This window comes from Providencia sp. SP181 (assembly GCF_050446505.1).
Taxonomy (GTDB): Bacteria; Pseudomonadota; Gammaproteobacteria; order Enterobacterales; family Enterobacteriaceae; genus Providencia; species Providencia vermicola.
In genome coordinates this window covers 1-18,633 of record NZ_JBBPXM010000002.1, presented here as the reverse complement: position 1 = coordinate 18,633, position 18,633 = coordinate 1, and the positions used below count along the sequence as shown (strand labels likewise).

Here is an 18,633-nt window from a genome sequence, read left to right as displayed (position 1 = left end):
TGTCTCTCCTTAACCTAATAGCTCAGTGATACGTGATGCCATTAGTTGCTGTGAAATAGTTTCTTGCGCGCCAGTCCGTAAATCTTTTAGGGTAACTTGGCTATGATTAATTTCATCTTCCCCCAAGATCAGGGCAATTTTTGCGCCTTGTTTGTCGGCTCTTGCTAACTGTTTCTTGAAGTTTCCACCACCGTGGTTAGTCATTAACCGCAGTGTAGGTAATTCGTCACGTACTTTTTCTGCAACCAGCAGCGCAGCTTGTTGGCTGTTATCGCCAAAAGAGGCCAAATAGACATCAGCAACTGAAGTGTCTGCCGTAAATTCAGGGTTCACTTCCTGAACTAATAACACCATGCGCTCCATGCCCATCGCAAAGCCAACCGCAGGTGTTCCACGACCACCCAGTTGTTCAACTAAGCCATCATAACGACCACCCGCACACACAGTACCTTGTGAACCTAACGCTGTCGTTACCCACTCAAAAACGGTGCGATTATAGTAGTCAAGACCACGGACTAAACGCTGGTTAACGCGATATTTAACCCCCGCATTATCCAATAATTTGCATAAGCCATCAAAGTGCTCACGTGATTCGACATCAAGGTAGTCAAACAGTTCCGGTGCATCATTCAATAAAGATTGAATATCTTGATTTTTGGAATCTAAAACGCGTAATGGATTGGTATACATACGGCGTTTACAATCTTCATCCAATTTATCTTTGTGCTGTTCTAAGAATGCAACGAGTGCTTCGCGGTAATTGGCACGCGCCTCTAAAGAACCAATAGAGTTCAGTTCTAGGGTGACATGCTCGCTAATCCCGAGTGCTTTCCACCAGCGCGCGGTCATTAAAATGACTTCAGCATCGATATCTGGCCCTGCTAAGCCAAACACTTCTGCACCTAATTGGTGAAATTGACGGTAACGGCCTTTTTGTGGGCGCTCATAGCGAAACATTGGTCCTAAATACCATAAACGCTGTTCCTGATTGTACAGCAGGCCATGCTCAATACCCGCACGGACGCAGCCAGCGGTATTTTCAGGGCGTAATGTCAGACTTTCTTCGTTACGGTCATTGAAGGTATACATTTCTTTTTCAACAACATCCGTCACTTCACCAATCGCTCTGCGAAATAGCGGGGTCTGCTCTACAATCGGGGTACGTATTTCACTAAAACCATAACCCTGTAAAATATTTTTTAATGTTGCTTCGATTTTCTGCCATACACGTGTATCAGCTGGCAAGTAATCATTCATGCCTCGAATGGCTTGGATATTTTTTCCCACTTTCTTTCTCTATTTTCAGAATGACATTAGTTTGATTATAAGAGCGAAATATCATCAGGTTCAATCAACAAACAGCAAATCCTGATACGAATCGAGATTTATCCGTGGATTTGCACAGTACTTGACCAATTTCAACTGCAAACACAGATAATAATTTGAATTGTGCACTAAAAATTTCAAGCTACAACAGATAACTGTGTAGCTTGAAATGACATGAGCAAATTTAGCTTTTTAAATTAATCTCAATTCGGTTACTTTCGTCCATCATGGCAGCTTTAGCACGAATCTTCGCTTCTAACTGGTCGATAATTTTATCATTATCAAAACGTTCTTTTTGGCGCTTGCCATCTTCATAAAAACCGCTTTTGGTTTTTGCGCCTGCTACACCTAACGTTGACACTTCAGCCTCACCTGGGCCATTAACCACACAGCCAATAATCGAGACATCCATCGGTGTAATCAGGTCTTCTAAACGCTGTTCAAGTTCATTCACCGTACCAATCACGTCAAATTCTTGGCGTGAACAGGTTGGACAAGCAATAAAGTTTATGCCACGAGAACGAATACGCAGTGATTTTAGGATATCAAACCCAACTTTAATTTCTTCGACAGGATCCGCTGCTAATGAAATACGCAAGGTGTCGCCAATTCCTTCTGACAGTAACATGCCAAGGCCAATCGCGGATTTAACTGAACCCGCACGCGCGCCCCCCGCTTCGGTGATCCCTAAATGCAGCGGCTGGTCGATTTTATTTGCCAGTAAGCGGTATGAGCCAACGGCCAAAAATACGTCAGAGGCTTTAACGCTGACTTTAAACTGATCGAAATTCAGTCTATCCAAGATATCAACATGACGCATCGCGGATTCGACTAACGCTTCAGGCGTTGGCTCACGATATTTTTCTTGAATATCTTTTTCCAATGAACCGCCATTCACACCAATACGAATAGGAATGCCATAATGACGAGCACAATCAACAACTTGGCGAATACGTTCTTCACTACCGATGTTGCCAGGGTTAATCCGTAAGCAATCCACGCCATATTCAGCAACTTTCAACGCGATGCGATAATCAAAGTGAATATCTGCCACTAATGGCAAGTTAACTTGCTGTTTAATCAGTTTAAAGGCTTCCGCAGCGTCCATCGTCGGAACAGAAACACGCACAATATCAGCACCTACACGTTCGAGGGCTTTAATTTGGCGGACAGTGGCTTCGACATCAGTAGTGCGAGTATTCGTCATTGACTGAACAGCGATGGGGGCACCGTCGCCTATTGGCACGCTACCTACATTGATACGGGTGGATTTGCGTCTTTTTATCGGTGATTCGTTATGCATTTTTCTTTAATTCTCCGAACGTCCATGTGCTCTTTGTTACCGTGGTATAGTGTTAACTATTGCTTCTATGCGTTCCACTATACACAAGAAAGCAAACTATAACCTATCAAAAAAGATGTTTTCGGATATAGTTTGCTTCTTCTTTACAATATTTTTTAAGCTTCTGGCAGCTTGAATTTCGCAGGGCGCTTCGCTTTGATAAAACGGCTTAAATCAACGGGATTACCTTGGAATTGAACGGTGACATTAGCAGGTGCACCAATATTCAAGCGGTAAGGCGCTGTGCCATCCAATTCCAGTTTATCACCATTATTTTTAGCGCCACTGAATAAAATTTTATTATTCGCATCACGAACTTCTAACCAGCACTGCCCTGTAAAATTCAGAACTAATGCACTGCTACTAACTGGTGCAGGTTCTTCCGTTTGCGTATTTTGCGTTCGGTCTTGTGAAACAGTCGATTGAGGTGCATTCGGTAATGGAATGGTTCTCACGTTTGCTTGTTCAGAAGCACTATTTGATACAGCACCTTCTGGAGCCAATGTTTCTGACGTATTTTCCAACACCGCTGTTCCCACTGTAATTGAAGGATCATCGATTGGATTCGGTAATTCAACAGGTGTTGTGTTGTTGTCTTGTTGAGACAAAACCAAATCACTTTGATTTGCCATCGAGACTAATTCATCTTTTTGCGCATTGTGGTCTTGCCACCACCAAATACCTACCATTGCTATCAAGATAATCACAATCAACCACGTCAGTTTCATTAACCAACCTTCGCGTTTTTTGCGTTTTTTACCCAACGAGTAGCTTTGCATTGGTGATACTTTCGCCAGAGGGATAGGCTCTTCCACTTTCATGAGTGCCTTAATATCACTTTCTGGTACACCAACCATCCGCGCATATAAACGAATATAACCACGTAAAAAAGTGGGTTCAACACCAGCAGGAGCAATGTCTTCTTCTATCTCTTTTACCGTACTGGTTTTAAGGCATAATCGTTCTGCAACAATATCTTGCGTTAGCCCCATGCGCTGACGTGCCTGCGCTAATAATTGTCCTACAGTGACTGTAGTTTGTTCGGTATTATTTTCGATAGTCATTTGCTGGCAACACTATTTCCAAGTTAAAAAATATAAAGCAAATATTTATAAGCTCTATTCGTCAGAATTTATCATAGTTCTGAAACAACAATTAAATTTATCTTATTGCTTCACTATTGTAGGTGAACAAAGGCGTTTTGCCTAACGTAAAAACGCCTTGAAACATTACCTAACTCACTTATTGGATAATATCTATAAATCAGACTGATTTTACTTGGATAGGTTCCCCTGCTAAGCGTTTTTTCAACGTTCGCTTGGTTCTATCGATCACATCGCCAGCTAATTGACCGCAAGCTGCGTCGATATCATCACCACGAGTCTTACGAACTATAGTCGTAAACCCGTATTCCATCAACACTTTAGAAAAACGATCGATACGACTGTTCGAACTTCGACCATATGGTGCTCCTGGGAATGGGTTCCATGGGATCAAGTTAATTTTGCTTGGTGTGTTTTTTAAACATTCGGCCAACTGGTGCGCTTGTTCTACGCTATCATTCACGTGATCGAGCATCACATACTCAACAGTGACACGGCCTGCATTCGCATTCGATTTTGTCAGGTAGCGATTCACACTATTGAGGAAGGTTTCGATATTGTATTTTTTATTAATTGGAACAATATCATCACGAATATCATCAGTTGGTGCATGCAGTGAAATCGCCAATGCCACATCAATCATATCACCGAGTTTATCCAGCGCAGGAACGACACCTGACGTTGAAATCGTGACTCGGCGTTTTGATAAACCAAAACCAAAATCGTCTAACATGATTTCCATCGCAGGAACAACATTGTTTAAGTTAAGTAATGGTTCACCCATTCCCATCATCACAACGTTTGTAATTGGGCGGCGTCCACTGGATTTTAGTGAACCAATAATTTTTGCGGCACGCCAAACTTGACCGATAATTTCGGAAACACGCAGATTACGGTTGAAACCTTGTTGCGCTGTCGAACAGAATTTACATTCCAGCGCACAACCCACTTGGGATGAGACACACAATGTTGCACGATCAGCCTCTGGAATGTATACCGTTTCAACCAGTTGATCGCCAACTTTAATCGCCCATTTGATGGTGCCATCCGATGAACGTTGTTCATCTGCCACTTCAGGAGCGCGAATTTCAGCCACTTCTTGTAACTTGGCACGAAGGACTTTGTTGATATCCGTCATTTGCTCGAAATCATCGTAGCAATAGTGGTAAATCCATTTCATAACCTGATCGGCACGGAACGGTTTCTCGCCCATTTGTGCGAAAAATTCACGCATTTGCTTGCGATTTAAATCGAGTAAGTTAACTTTTTGATTCGTTTTTTCTGGTGTGACAGAAATAGCGGAAGATGTTGCACATTGTGCATCAGTCGTCATATCGGACATGTGTATTGCCTCGTTGTTACACTTTCGGCAGTGCTGAGTTCAGCACGACGTAGATTTTGAGTAGTCTTAAAAATATAAGCGCCCTGCTAAATTATAGCAGGGCGTGGCATTGTACAAACTTTACAACAATAATGCTAATGCACGTTTATTAACGTGGGCAGATTTCATCAGCAGTGAAAAAATACGCGATTTCACGTGCGGCAGACTCTTCAGAATCTGAACCGTGAGTTGCGTTCTCTGTGAAACTGTCTGCGTAGTCAGCGCGTAAAGTACCCGCTAATGCGTTGTCTGGATTAGTTGCGCCCATCAGGTCACGGTGACGTTGAATTGCATTTTCGCCTTCTAACACTTGCAGCATGATTGGGCCAGAAGTCATGAATTCAACCAGACCATCAAAGAAAGGACGGCCTTTGTGTTCAGCGTAGAAGCCTTCAGCTTGTTCACGCGTTAAATGCATCATTTTAGCAGCAATGATTTTGAAGCCCGCGCTTTCGAAACGGTTGTAGATAGCACCAATCACGTTTTTCTTCACAGCGTTTGGTTTAATAATAGAAAATGTACGTTGAACAGTCATAAATAACCTCTTAGCGATTTATTAGGCCTTTATTCTTTGCTCTTCCCTGTAAGTTAGGATGCAAGAACGTAAAATAGGGGCATGTTGTAGTTTTTTATATTATTTCTAATTCGGATATTAGGGTTTTTGCCTCTAAAAATCAGCGCACCTAGGAAAAAGAAAAATAAGGCGTTGATTATAGGGGCTCTGATTACAATTTCCTACAGTCACAACAACATTTTGTTAAAGTTTTTATAGCAAAAAACACTATTTTTTCGGGTAAGTCACGTTTTTCCTCTGTTACTTAACTCTAAAGTTTAGCGCGGTGACTTGCCCGCTTAAATCTAAAACAGATATTTGGTAATTTCCGCTTTTTTCGAGCGTGAGCAAAATAGAGCCATTTTGCTCAGTGGAGTTCACTTGTTCACCATTTAAGAACCACCATTTCTGCCCTTGCCCACCTTGTGTGACTAAGCGTAAATCCAAGCTAGTTTTCCCTGGCAAGCGCTGTAAAACTTCCCCATCACGCACACCCGAAATCAATAACGGTGGCATTTCTAATTTCAATGGCGGGCAGCTTAAATCGGCTTTTGGTAGACGATTTTCACGTTTTTCACTTGAAGGCAACCAAGACTCAACCGTAATTGGCCACAAATGCACCTCTTTTTCTTGAGCCTTTGGACAATCTGCTGCTACTTGTAAACCTTGGTCATTGACCCAAATTTTTTGCCTTAGCCCTAATAATGACTCTTGATCACGCGCCATTAATGTTGGCGGGATGGTGTTATCCAAAACCCAACTTAAACGCCGCTGACGGCAATTGTTATCGTCTTTTAATAACGCCGTCCCCCCTGGCCAACAAATCACCGCTTGGCTAACACTTGCGGGCTTAGTATCTTTTGGTAGCGTCTCATGAGAGAGGTAAATTCGGCTCAATAACATGCCATTGACTTGGTTCATAATTGGGATGGCCGTTGCAACGCCTAATTGCCCCGCGACGGGTGTGGCATCAGGTCTTCCAACCCAAACCCCGATGGTATATCGCGGATTGACACCTATCGCCCATGCATCTCGGTAACCGTAACTTGTCCCTGTTTTCCAAGCCAAGTTCAGTTGCCCTGATAAATTAGCCTCTGGAACTGGACGTGCCTCTCCTCCCATAATACGACGGACAATCCATGCAGCTCCTGGCGACATCAATGCCCTATCGCGAATTTCATCCGTCGGTTTAAAACGCAGCGGCGATACATTACCTTTGCGTGCAAACGCACTATAAGCTGACACCAAGTCTTCCATCCGCGTTGCTGTACCGCCTAAAATCAACGACAAATTTGGCTCACTGCCCACAGGGAAACGTAATTCAGTACCCACGTTACGCAGTTGTGCGGTAAAGCGTTTGCTGCCATACACATCTAATAGTTGCACTACGGGCAAGTTTAATGAGCGCACCAACGCATCACTCACGCTCACAGGGCCGTTAAAACCGCTATCAAAGTTACCTGGTCGGTAATCATTAAAACGCCTAGGCACGTCCTGTAGCAATGATTCAGCGTGGATCAGGCCATCATCCATCGCTAGCGCATATAAAAACGGTTTTAATGTCGAGCCTGGAGAACGCCAAGCGCTGACCATATCTACATGACCAAAACGGCTATTATCTTGGAAATCTATCGAACCTATATAGGCTTTCACCGCCATATCAGTGTGATCGACCACTAAAATCCCCAAGGAAGTTTGCTTGGGAAGTTGGTTTTTCCAGTTCATTGCCATGTCTTCCAGTTGACTCTGTAAACTGGCATCAATGGTCGTTTCAATGATCGACTCTTGAGCATCTTTGGTCACTCGTCGAGCCAACAGCGGCGCAGAATGTGGGTTTTTACGTGGTGCGAGCCAAATTTGCTCTTGCTTAATATCCGCCACTTTTTCGTGGCTCCAGACTTGGTATTCTTCAAGTCTATCCAGCACTTTATCTCGCGCCGCTTGTGCCCTTTCTGGATAGCGGTCTGGTCGTAAGCGGCTTGGTGCTTGTGGTAGCACTGCAAATAATGCAGCTTCACTGGCAGTAAGCTTGGCAGGGGATTTATTCAAATACACCCAGCTTGCCGCACCAATACCTTCTATCGTGCCCCCATAAGGCGCACGGTTTAAATACATTTCGAGAATATCATCTTTCGAATAATGATATTCCAGTTGAGCCGTTCGCCACAATTGCTTTAATTTTCCCCCCAGAGTACGTTCATGGGGGTCGATAAGCCGTGCCACTTGCATGGAAATGGTACTACCACCAGATACAATTCGCCCTGAGCTAACAAACTGCCCTGCCGCACGCACTAATGAAAATGGGTTCACGCCAGGGTGACGATAAAAATGACGGTCTTCGTAAGTTAATAGCGCTTCGATAAAATCGGGGGAAACCTCATCAATTTTGACAGGAAAACGCCAAATTCCGTCTTTATCCGCAAAACGCCACAGTGGTGTGCCATCAGCGGCCACAACGGTTCGTGCCATTTCGATCTGTTTGATTGGCAAAGGCCAAATTTTATCTGCTGCTAAAAATAATAACGGCAGCAAAATGACCAAAGACACGAACGTAATGCCTGTGCGACGTAACCATTTTTTCATTGATGGGTGTACCGAAAAAGAAGTAAGAAAAGCCCTCATATTACACAATATAAGGGCCTAAGGTGATAATTAGCGAACGATTTCGACTTGCCCTTCTGAGTAGCCAGTTGCACGCCAATCAGGGACATACATTGACTCAACTTGTGGGACAGGGATGCTATACACACCTGGTGTCACGGCACGCGCTAAGTAAACCAAGGTTGTTGGGCGATACTGCTGAACCTCAACGGCAGCCACAAAGCGATCGTCACGGTATTCCATATGACGAATTTGCGATTGTTGCATGTCATCAATCAGTTCTTGCAAATTCGGTGCTGATTCACTTAAATTCGCGCTGCTATTGGCTAAGTTTTGGTTTTCCAACTCTAAGCCCGCAGGCAGCAAATCTACGACTAGTGCATCTGGCACGCTTTGCGATGCTTGAACTTCCAGTTTCACCACCACCATTTCACCGCTTCTTAATCTATCCAGTGAAATACGATTACCTTTCATATCAAAGTAACTGCGTTGAATCCCTAGTACATTCGACATTGGTTTCGGTGAACGTTGTGGATAACCCACCACATTCAGGCGCGTATACAATGTGTTTGTGCCACTGTTTTCAATGCTATAGCCGCTTTGAATTTGGCCTTTACTTAAGAACTCACTAACAGGTTTGTCCGAAATCATCGGCGGTTCTTGCCCGTTAATTAACGCTTTCCACGGCGCTTCAGACTCATTCAAGTAGAAACGCCCTGCTAAGAACAATGCATTGCTTTCTTGAGTTGAGAAATAACGTTGCGAAGTCAGGTTATTTGACAGCGTTTGCAGTTTTTGGTCACGGGATTTCGGCATCAAATTATATTCATTTAATAACGCAATGATCATCGCATCATCACGAATGGTTGAGCCGTAATCACCAATATAGTTATAACCAGTACGTTGTTTTTTCAAGCCCTCAATAATCGCACTTTCACCACGGGATTTATCCCCCATCAGATTTAATGCCACCCCTAACTGAACCAATGGTAACCCGCTGATTGCATTGTTACTTTGGCTATACAGTTGGCGCAATGCCCCTAATGGTGCTTTTTGCTGTGATGCTAACACTAAACCTGCATACGCCTGTGTCGCAAAACGTGCAGCCGGCTGGTTGTCAGTGTATGGGTAATTGATTTGATTACCATCTTGCAAGTAACTTAACAGACGCGTATTGGCGTTGCTCAGTGCATCTTGCGGAACAGTGAAGCCACGTTGATTCGCTTTGTTTAAGAAATCTGCGGCATAAGCCGTTAACCAGTATTCTTCACGGCCGTTTCTATCCCATAAAGAGAAGCCACCATCGCCGCGTTGCATGCTTAACAGGTGTGGAATACCAATTTCAATCGCTTTATGGCGATCCGCATCTGTTTGCGTTTTAATCCCTAACTTGTTCAGCTCCGCTTGTGTGGAGAACAATGACGGATACAGACCACTGATAGTTTGCTCAAGACAACCGTACGGATACGCAAATAGCTCGCGAATATAACGAGAAATATCTAACGGTGGACGGCTAGTTAACAGGACTTGCCCTTCCAGAGTTTCAGGGTTCAATGCCGCTATTTGATTCGTTGGTAATGACCACACTGTACCGGGTTCAATTGCGGTTGCAAACGCTACAGTTTCCGCAGGTTGAGCAGGACGCACGCCCACTTTCCAGCTGTTGCTGTAATCTTTGTTCGCTTCCCCGTCAATCTTCATGCCATTAATGGTCATCGACACTTCACCTTGACCAAAGCCATAGTCAGCTTTGACAGGTAAATTGATTGTCGTGCGCTTACCTTTTGGAAGCGCTAATTCACGGCTCGTCACGCCATCCAACTTCACCATGCCTGACGCTTTGAAATTCACGGTCAGGTTTTGCGTGTTGTCTGTCATGTTAGTCAGGTCGAGGGCGAAATAGGATTTATCACCACCCGCCATAAAACGTGGCATCGACATTTGCGTCACTAACGGTGCGGCAACAATCACTTTGCTATCTGCATGGCCGAAATCTTTTTCATTCCACGCTTGTGCCATCACACGCAGTTCACCATTAAAATCAGGGATTGCGAGGGAGACTTCCCCTTCCCCATTTTTATCCAATGTGACAGGCTTGGCTTGCTCAGCGATAATCTGCACTTCTGTCAGTGGCTTCATGCCACCCCGTTCCAGCGCAGCCTCTTCGCTATCACCACCAAAACGCAGGTTCGCAACTTTACCTTGCCCTTCAATCAGATGACCATAAACGTCATATTGGTCAACACTGTAACGCTTACGACCAAAGAATGCGTCGTATGGGTCTGGCGTTTTGAAATCGGTGATATTCAGTACACCCGTATCCACCGCAGATAACAGCACATTCACTTTTTCAGGAAGTGGCTTGCCATCTTGCGCTGTCGCTTTAATCTTCACCGTTAAGTCTTGGTTCGGGCGCATTTTATCTGGCGACGTTAACGCTAAAGCAATTTTACGGTTTTCATCCGCAATCGGCAGATGCAGCACACCTACAGCACGTTTAACGGTGGCTTCTTTCGAGTCATCACCTGGGCGAACGACAACAGCTGAAATATATAAATCATGACGTGCCCACTCTTTATTCACAGGCACTTCAACGTCTAAGCCTTTTTCAGGCACATCTATCTCTTCCCACCACAGAGGGCCATTGCTCGATTCAAGTAGAACGTAACCTTTACCTGCTTTTGGTGATTCAATGCGAACTTTCGCCTTTTCACCTGGTAAATAAGCGGGTTTGTTCAGGCTTAATTTCACTTGGTCAGGGCGCACAGAACCGCTTCCGCCAGTGTTATCTTGCCATGAATAGCCCGCCCAGAATTGCAGGCTAGAGACTAACTGGTTTTCTGGATTCAGCACTTCAATGCGAAACGCGCCCCAATCCACAGGGAACGAGACTTTGGCAGTACCGTCTTTTGCAATCGCGATATTTTCATTCGCCATCACTAAATCTTTTTGGTCATAATTGGATGACCAACCACCACTTTCAGACCAACTCCAGTAATAATCGCGGCGCTCATACACTAAACGCACGGTTAAGTTGTCAGCAGCTAGTTTATTACCCGCCGCATCCGCCATAACTAATTCGAACTCCGCCAGTGAATTTTCGTCCACATTATGGCGTTTCACATAACGGTCGGTGCGATAATCATAGATTTCTTTTTTCGCGAATAATGGGCGAATACCCACCAGTTTTTCCGCTGGCCAAATCGCTTGTTCCGCACGGCGCGTCACAGGGCGACCACCCGCTTCTAATAAGCTGGCCTGTAAAACCGCAGAAATTGGTGAACGAGTCGAACTCCAATTGCTATTTGGGATAGAAATAACCGTTTCACCATTGCTATCGAGTGTTAGGTCAAATTCATCCAACTTACGTGGTAAGCCTTCTTCATTGACGGCACCAAATTCAAAACCTGGCAATTTTGCGACAGCTTCACGGTTCGCTTTCAGGAGTATTTGCCCTTGCAGCTCATTGCTCGCCGCTGGTGCACCATACAAATAACGACCTTGAATATCAAAATCAACAGACTGAGTGGTTAAACGCGGCACATCACTGCCAACGATTTCTAATGCCATGCGTTCTGGCATAAAATCTTCAACATTGAACTTATAGTAACGCTGAGGTGAGCCATCCCCTAAATCAAAGCGTAATGACCAGCCACCAGTTTCGGCATTTTTTGGAATTTCAAATTGGTATTGATATAACCCATTTTGGTTTTCCTCAGGTTGCCAAACAAAGCTGCGCACCACTTGCCCATCGGTTTTCAAGATGTCAACTTTAACAGGCTGAGATTTAACAGGGTTACCATCACCATCACGCAGCAAACCATTTACTAGCAATAATTCACCAGGACGATACAAATCACGAGGGCCAAAGGTAAAGAATTGTTTTGCAAAACCTTCAGGCCCTGAAATATCGAATTCAGAAAGGTCCAACGCAGGTTGTGTTAAATCGATCATACTGGTTTGCCCATCATGGGTTGCCAGTAACAACTTGCCGCCAGCCAATTTATCTAATTGCGCATGACCGTCACCATCAGTGGTACCTTTGGTCACTAATTGGCCTTTTTCATCCAAAATACGCAATTCCACGCCTTTAATTGCGGAACCTTTAGCTAATGACTGAGTGAAAATATCCACACGGTCTTGGTAGCTGTGCAGCGATACGCCAATATCACTTAAAGTGAATACTGTCGCAGGGAATTGATAGCTGTATGAACCCGCTTTTTGCATGATTGCAAGGTACACGCCATCTTGCTGAAGTTCTTTGATGTCTTTCAGTGGCAATAAAATGGTCTGGCGGGTATTTTTATCTGGATTTAAATCAAAACGCCCTGTATAGGCCAGTTCAACCTTATCAAGAAATTCTTCGGAGTACCAATACTCGTAGTTACTGCGGTATTGCCATTGAGCTAAAAATTGCGGTAACTGTTTTTCATCCACACGGAAGAAATTCACATCCACTTTATCGACATTCAGCGCAATAACAGGCAAGCCTTGTGCCACTTTACTTGGTAATAAAGAACCTTTACTTGCAAAGCCAACGGTAGGAATGATTTGCGCCGTGGTGAACTTTTTATCGAACGTTTCAGAAATAGTGCGCTCATTAACCGCTTTAATACCTGGATTAATAGTAAGGTTTAATTCTTTTGACGGCGGTAAATGGCGAAAACGCAGTTCCATTTGATTATCAGACAGTTCCCAAGCACCATCTAATTTCCCTGACTTCACATCAATCAGGTTCACAAACTGCCCGAAATCTTGATTTGCTTGTAGCGGAACAGAGAAGGTAATGACCATCGCACTTGCACCATCAAGCTGCAATTCAGACGCATCCAGTACCGTTAAATCTTTCCCTGCGTATTTTTTAACTAACTCTTCAGTGGAAAGTTTTGGTGCTGTTTTTTTTTGCTCCGCAACGGGTGCTGTTTTGGTTTGATTTTCTGTCGACGATGCAACATTGTTTTCTTTTGTGGTTGGCTCTTTCGTGGTGTCATCACAACCAGATAATGCCACGACCGATGCTAATGCGATTGCAATATAGCGTTTTTTCGTTTTTAGACCCGCCAATGAAGCCCAACTAGATTGTTGTTTCATTACCGCCCGCCCTTTAATTAGTTAGAAATATTCTGTTTTTTTAAGGTATTAACAGGAAGTTAAAACCCATTATGCATTTAGAATGGCTTTAGATTATGCATAAATGAAAACGATAGATTTTTGTTTCATTCATCAACATAATTTAACAGAATGTGATCAAAAGACCTATCAGACAAAACGGAAAAAACTATCAGAGGCTAAAACAGTGGGAATGCGGGATATTTTATAAATAGGAAGTGAAATATACGTATAATTAATTATCAATAATCTGTTTATGAGTGAGAAAATACAGTTTCCCCACTCAATACGTGATTTTATCAGGTATTTTTTACAGGGATAGTGTCACGTAAAAAACTGCCTAAACGGCGCTGATAAAACGGCTGAACATGTTGAGTAATAAAATGACTAATACCTTTTTCATGTTCATTGACCACACAAAAATCAATCGATTCATCATCATTTAAATACTCACAAGCTAATGTACCTGCTTCATGAATAATTGTATCGATATTCTCTGCGCCAGTGGTAAATTCCAATGCAATCATTAAAATAGGGTTTTCGTCACCCTCTTCATCTTCAAGCGCTGACACCATAAAAGCCCGTCTGACGACCTTATGTTGCTTAAAGAACTCAGTCAGCGCATCGACAATCGCTTGTGGCTCTTCATCTAACACACTTAATTTCAACGAGGAACCTTTCGGCACCGTTAACTCTGTAAATTGGATCTCAGTTTCTTGGTTCGCATTATGATTGTTCGATTGCTGCGACATGCTCATCCCCTACCATGAAAAAATAATCGTTTATTATACGCGTACTTTTGTTGAGGTAAAAAATTGTTGAGATAAAAAATAGGCACGGAAAGTTTCCCCTTCGTGCCTGATATCAATAATCGCAATTTATTTTGCTTTACTGATTAATAAATTCGCTAATGTTCTCACACCTATACCTGTTGCGCCCTCAGCCCATAAGCTAACTGGCGATTTACGGTACGTTGCAGAGCAATCAATATGTACCCAATTTTGACGGTAGTTTTCAACAAAGTGGGATAAAAATGCTGCGGCGGTGCTCGCACCTGCGGTGTGTGATGGCGCTGCAATGTTATTTAAATCGGCAAAGCCTGATGGCAACTGTTGACGATGGAATTCTGCTAGTGGCAAGCGCCAAAATAGTTCAAACTCTGCATCAGAAGCACTCATTAAATCGGCAACTAATTTATCATCAAAGCTTAAAACGCTGTGGTAATCGCCACCTACGGCTGTTTTTGCTGCGCCCGTTAAGGTTGCTGCATCAATGATAAGTGTTGGTTTTTCTTTGCTTGCATCAATCAAACCATCAGCTAACACTAAACGACCTTCCGCATCCGTGTTCATGATTTCAACAGACTTACCATTACGGTAACGAATAATATCGCCTAATTTAAATGCATTGCCGCTGACCATGTTGTCTGCTAGGCACAAGAACATTTTGACACGTTTTTTCAAGCCGCGTGAAATGGCTAATGCTAGTGCGCCAGCTAGTGTTGCAGCCCCGCCCATATCCGCTTTCATAGAGTTCATAGAAGAGGATGGCTTGATGCTATAACCACCTGAATCGAATGTAATTCCTTTACCCACTAATGCCGCAAATACGGGCGCATCAGGGTTTGCTCCTGGATTATAATCTAATGCTAAGAATACAGGTGGGCGGCTAGAGCCACGACCGACGGTATGAATACCTGCATAACCTTGTTCTAATAAATCATCACCTTTTACAATACGATAGCTAATGTCTTGCGCACCAACGGTACAGAGTAAATCGATAGCACGTTGAGCCAATTGTTCAGGGCCGAGTTCTTCTGCGGGCGCATTAATCACATCGCGCACCCAATCCACGGTGCGAATGCGGTTTTCTAATTCTTTACGGTCATCCTCTGGCAATACAGGCCATTCAATGGTTCTTGCCCCTTTGGGTGCACGAAAACCTTGCCAAAATGCCCAACTTTTTTCTAAATCCCAACCCTCGCCAGTCAGTGCAACATTGCGGATACCCTGGCCGTCTAATTTGCGACCCGCACTTTGCACTGCACAAAGTTTACCAGCGTGCTTCAGGTGGATTGTCATTCCTTTATCGCCAGAGCTTAACAATGCGCCCTCACCCCAACAAGGTGCTGCTGGCTCACAAGAAATCATTACTGGCATAATTTGTTTTGTCATCGTTTTTCTCACTTTGTCTATTTTTACCGACAGCAAAAGCCCAATAATCTATCGGCAGATGCCTTTACCTTAACCGATAAATAGCGTTAGCGATATCATTATAGTGCTGATATAAAATAAAAAACCGAGCACATTTTCTAATGATTGCTCGGTCTTTAATATTAATTGCTAATTATTCGAACTCATCCAGCCAAACTAACAAGATAGCTTCTAGGATTTTTTCATTCGACTTTTGCGGGTCATCATCAAACTCTTCTAAGTCGCAAATCCATTGGTGCATATCCGTAAAACGAACTGTTTTAGGGTCGACATCTGGAAACGCGTCATACAGTGCTTCGCCGATTTCACGGCTATTTGACCATTTTAAACTCATGTTTTTCTCCCATTATACGAATAATTGTTTTTCAAATTATACTCCATTGAGTCATATCAATGGCCCTTCATTTATTCTTCATTATACTATTTGTAAGAGGTAAATCGATAAGTGTCTCCAGACATGCCAACGTAATACCTTGTTCTTTTAATGCAGTAAACAAGCCGCTTGATGATACATAAGGGCAGCCCAACTTTTCTTTGATGTTTTGTATTCGCTTATTTTCACTGGCTTCAGAGCAGCCTTGAATATAACTGATTTCTTTTACCCTACAGTGCGAAAGCAGTAACCTTATGGTTATCATTTCTTTTCGCGTAAAACGAATATTACCAAAGCGCATGTGCTTATGTGTATTGATAAATTCATCAGCAAGATTTTTAGTTTTACCTAACAACCCATTATCATCATTGATATTCGCTCTCATCGGTAATGCAATTTCTGGATTTTTTTTCCATGTATAGTGGGAGTAGTCCGCAATAATAGGACGATATTTATAAATTGCTAATATTTCAGATAAACTAAATTGCTTTTTAGCATTAATAGTCGTAATTTCAAAAATGTCGTCATATCTACTGCAAATATCTATTTTAAATTGATTTTTTTCTGTTTTTTTTAGTGTTTCTGCGTAAGCATCTGAGTAATTACTCCAATATTGAATACTCGATTTTAATCGTTCAGAAATTAAAAGGTCCAGATCATCTGCCCAACAAAGTAATTGCCATTCATAGTTACTTGATGATATATAGTATTCCTTTTTTTTAATATCAACAGAGAAAAAAGTTAAATCAATGTCATTCCAATCGAAGTATTTTGAAAATTCATTACTAAAATCTGAAAAGGTTTTTTCTAACACTATGCTTTCTATATTCATTTATTTACCTATGCAAAGTTTAAAATTGACTTACCATTATTTATCTACGAAAAGCAATAAACCTAACACCACCACAGAATGTTAAAAACACACCTATATAAATTAAATTAATATCGGCTAGATAGGATGTTATCAATGGTGTAATGCCCCCAAGCATAGTTACCGCCAGATTAAATCCTATTGCAAAATTTATCACATTACCTTCAGATGCATAAAACAACATATACGTACTATTAGATAACACCATAGCTGCATATAATGTTATTATAATCTGAGCTAATATTATTAGCTCTATAACTCGACTATTTATTAAGAAGAAAAGTGGAATAGATAAAACCAACATACAAGCCACACCCAAATTATATATTTTTTTGGGATTACTATATTTATCAGCAAACCATCCAAAAAATAGCATGCTCACCAATAACAAAGTTGAAAACATTAACCCATACGTTGTTCTATTTTCTATAATATTCACTTTTTCAAGAAAAATAGGCGTTGATACATTTTGCACAAAGAAAATAATACTACCTGGAATAGTTAATAAAAAAACATAACCAATATTAGCATAACTAATAGATAGCTTATTTGTATCTTGAGCTATAGACTCTGGTAGTTTAACACGAAACCAAAAACTAATAATGATATTTAAAACACCTAAAAATAGAGGGATTCTCCATCCTATTGTCTGCATTACCTGTGCTTCCAGCACATTCTCAAGAATGAAGACGATACCTAGTGAAAGGATAATCCCTAGCGTTGAACTACAATTAATAATTGCTGATATCCGGCCTATTTCTTCTTTTTTTGCATCATTAAGTAAATAAGTAGATAACGAGGGATATTCACCACCAAAACTAAATGAGAGAGCCATCTGTAAAATTAAAATAATAATGGGAGTATAATTAGCTAATAACTCAATTGGAAGTAGTGCCATACATAATGTTGCTGTACCCGTTATTATCCCTGTCAATATCAACGCTGATTTTTTTCCTGATTTTTGTGCATAGCGACCTATTATATACCCACCAACAGGCCGAGCAATAAAGCGTAATGCAAATATTCCCCATACCATTTCTGTGGCTTGGTTATAGCCTAGTCGTTCTAATTCAGCGCTGAGATAACCCGATATTGCGGCAAATACTGCAATATCATAATATTCAAGTGTATTACCCGCTACTGCACCAAACCGATACTTCCATTTCATGTTAAAATTCCTTTTTATATTTAACATTATTGCATTGGTATTTATATGGAAATTAAATTATTATATTTTAACTTAAAAGACACCTCCCAATATCGATATTACCTATAACACAACAAATAAAATATAAAAAGTAAAAATTTAACCAACCCTATTAACCCATTAAACTAAAAAAAGAAATAAAATTAAAAACCGTAGTTGCATATAAAATAATTTCATTATTATATTTAATGCAAATAGTAAAAATGGCTCGTCATCTAAAAATAAAATTACCATAAGAAAACATAATTTATTTTTTAAATATTTTAAAATAACCATTAGTATATATATGAATATTTATTAATGGCTATTTAATGTTAATTATTTAAATGGCTAGTGTTGTCGCTAGGCGGCAAATTGAGCTAATCCCTAGGAGCATACAAAAGTATGTGACTAGGGTTAGTGAAAGAAGCCAACAACGCTACAGCATGAAGTATGATGAGCGTTTGGATTTTTTAAATAATTCACGTTGTAGCTAGGCCGTGATTAAGAGTATCTCGAGGTGCATACAAAAGTATGTGACTAGGATTAGTGAAAGAAGCCAACAACGCTACAGC

At 41.8% G+C, this 18,633-nt stretch carries 12 protein-coding genes; all 12 read right to left on the bottom strand.

The features are described from left to right. Positions 1–9: 9 nt before the first annotated feature. The 12 genes from hisS to AABS66_RS03345 all read right to left on the bottom strand — a co-directional run bounded on the left by hisS (position 10) and on the right by AABS66_RS03345 (position 18,040). Entirely contained in the window at positions 10–1,287 is a 1,278-nt protein-coding gene (hisS, locus tag AABS66_RS03400) for a histidine--tRNA ligase (protein WP_430224574.1), read from the bottom strand. 223 nt (positions 1,288–1,510) lie between these two features. Beyond that, complete coding sequence (gene ispG / locus AABS66_RS03395; RefSeq protein WP_206082450.1) at positions 1,511–2,629, bottom strand: flavodoxin-dependent (E)-4-hydroxy-3-methylbut-2-enyl-diphosphate synthase; 1,119 nt, start codon at positions 2,627–2,629, stop codon at positions 1,511–1,513. 155 nt (positions 2,630–2,784) lie between these two features. Continuing rightward, complete coding sequence (rodZ, locus tag AABS66_RS03390) at positions 2,785–3,732, bottom strand: cytoskeleton protein RodZ (RefSeq protein WP_206082451.1); 948 nt, start codon at positions 3,730–3,732, stop codon at positions 2,785–2,787. A gap of 199 nt (positions 3,733–3,931) precedes the next feature. After that, positions 3,932–5,113: a bifunctional tRNA (adenosine(37)-C2)-methyltransferase TrmG/ribosomal RNA large subunit methyltransferase RlmN gene (locus AABS66_RS03385; protein ID WP_206082452.1), complete on the bottom strand. Its 1,182-nt coding sequence runs from the start codon at positions 5,111–5,113 to the stop codon at positions 3,932–3,934. Positions 5,114–5,261: 148 nt separating this feature from the next. Beyond that, positions 5,262–5,687 (bottom strand): nucleoside-diphosphate kinase, encoded by a 426-nt coding sequence (gene ndk, locus AABS66_RS03380; RefSeq protein ID WP_206082453.1) that lies wholly within the window; start codon positions 5,685–5,687, stop codon positions 5,262–5,264. Between the two features lie 279 nt (positions 5,688–5,966). Then, positions 5,967–8,288, bottom strand: a complete 2,322-nt coding sequence (gene pbpC / locus AABS66_RS03375) for a peptidoglycan glycosyltransferase PbpC (RefSeq protein ID WP_206082454.1) — start codon at positions 8,286–8,288, stop codon at positions 5,967–5,969. A gap of 69 nt (positions 8,289–8,357) precedes the next feature. Next, the gene (locus AABS66_RS03370; protein WP_430224573.1) at positions 8,358–13,397 is read right to left on the bottom strand and encodes an alpha-2-macroglobulin family protein; all 5,040 of its coding nucleotides are present in this window, start codon (positions 13,395–13,397) and stop codon (positions 8,358–8,360) included. Between the two features lie 317 nt (positions 13,398–13,714). After that, a complete protein-coding gene (locus AABS66_RS03365; RefSeq protein ID WP_225819013.1) occupies positions 13,715–14,167 on the bottom strand; it encodes an enhanced serine sensitivity protein SseB C-terminal domain-containing protein in 453 nt (150 codons plus the stop codon). 126 nt (positions 14,168–14,293) lie between these two features. After that, positions 14,294–15,589 carry an aminopeptidase PepB gene (gene pepB, locus AABS66_RS03360; protein WP_349422774.1) on the bottom strand — a complete coding sequence of 432 codons (1,296 nt, stop codon included), beginning with the start codon at positions 15,587–15,589 and terminating at the stop codon, positions 14,294–14,296. A 172-nt stretch (positions 15,590–15,761) separates the two neighbouring features. Further along, positions 15,762–15,962, bottom strand: coding sequence for a Fe-S cluster assembly protein IscX (gene iscX / locus AABS66_RS03355; protein ID WP_004912658.1), 201 nt, complete (start codon positions 15,960–15,962; stop codon positions 15,762–15,764). A 67-nt stretch (positions 15,963–16,029) separates the two neighbouring features. Continuing rightward, positions 16,030–16,833, bottom strand: coding sequence for a helix-turn-helix transcriptional regulator (locus AABS66_RS03350; protein WP_206082458.1), 804 nt, complete (start codon positions 16,831–16,833; stop codon positions 16,030–16,032). 40 nt (positions 16,834–16,873) lie between these two features. Next, positions 16,874–18,040, bottom strand: a complete 1,167-nt coding sequence (locus tag AABS66_RS03345; RefSeq protein ID WP_206082459.1) for an MFS transporter — start codon at positions 18,038–18,040, stop codon at positions 16,874–16,876. Between the last annotated feature and the right edge of the window lie 593 nt (positions 18,041–18,633).

Bases quoted from the DNA above. Each gene is read 5' to 3' on its own strand.
- AABS66_RS03365 (WP_225819013.1), bottom strand. From the start codon at position 14,167: ATGTCGCAGCAATCGAACAATCATAATGCGAACCAAGAAACTGAGATC.
- rodZ (WP_206082451.1), bottom strand. From the start codon at position 3,732: ATGACTATCGAAAATAATACCGAACAAACTACAGTCACTGTAGGACAA.
- AABS66_RS03350 (WP_206082458.1), bottom strand. From the start codon at position 16,833: ATGAATATAGAAAGCATAGTGTTAGAAAAAACCTTTTCAGATTTTAGT.
- pepB (WP_349422774.1), bottom strand. From the start codon at position 15,589: ATGACAAAACAAATTATGCCAGTAATGATTTCTTGTGAGCCAGCAGCA.
- iscX (WP_004912658.1), bottom strand. From the start codon at position 15,962: ATGAGTTTAAAATGGTCAAATAGCCGTGAAATCGGCGAAGCACTGTAT.
- pbpC (WP_206082454.1), bottom strand. From the start codon at position 8,288: ATGAAAAAATGGTTACGTCGCACAGGCATTACGTTCGTGTCTTTGGTC.
- ndk (WP_206082453.1), bottom strand. From the start codon at position 5,687: ATGACTGTTCAACGTACATTTTCTATTATTAAACCAAACGCTGTGAAG.
- AABS66_RS03385 (WP_206082452.1), bottom strand. From the start codon at position 5,113: ATGTCCGATATGACGACTGATGCACAATGTGCAACATCTTCCGCTATT.
- AABS66_RS03345 (WP_206082459.1), bottom strand. From the start codon at position 18,040: ATGAAATGGAAGTATCGGTTTGGTGCAGTAGCGGGTAATACACTTGAA.
- ispG (WP_206082450.1), bottom strand. From the start codon at position 2,629: ATGCATAACGAATCACCGATAAAAAGACGCAAATCCACCCGTATCAAT.
- AABS66_RS03370 (WP_430224573.1), bottom strand. From the start codon at position 13,397: ATGAAACAACAATCTAGTTGGGCTTCATTGGCGGGTCTAAAAACGAAA.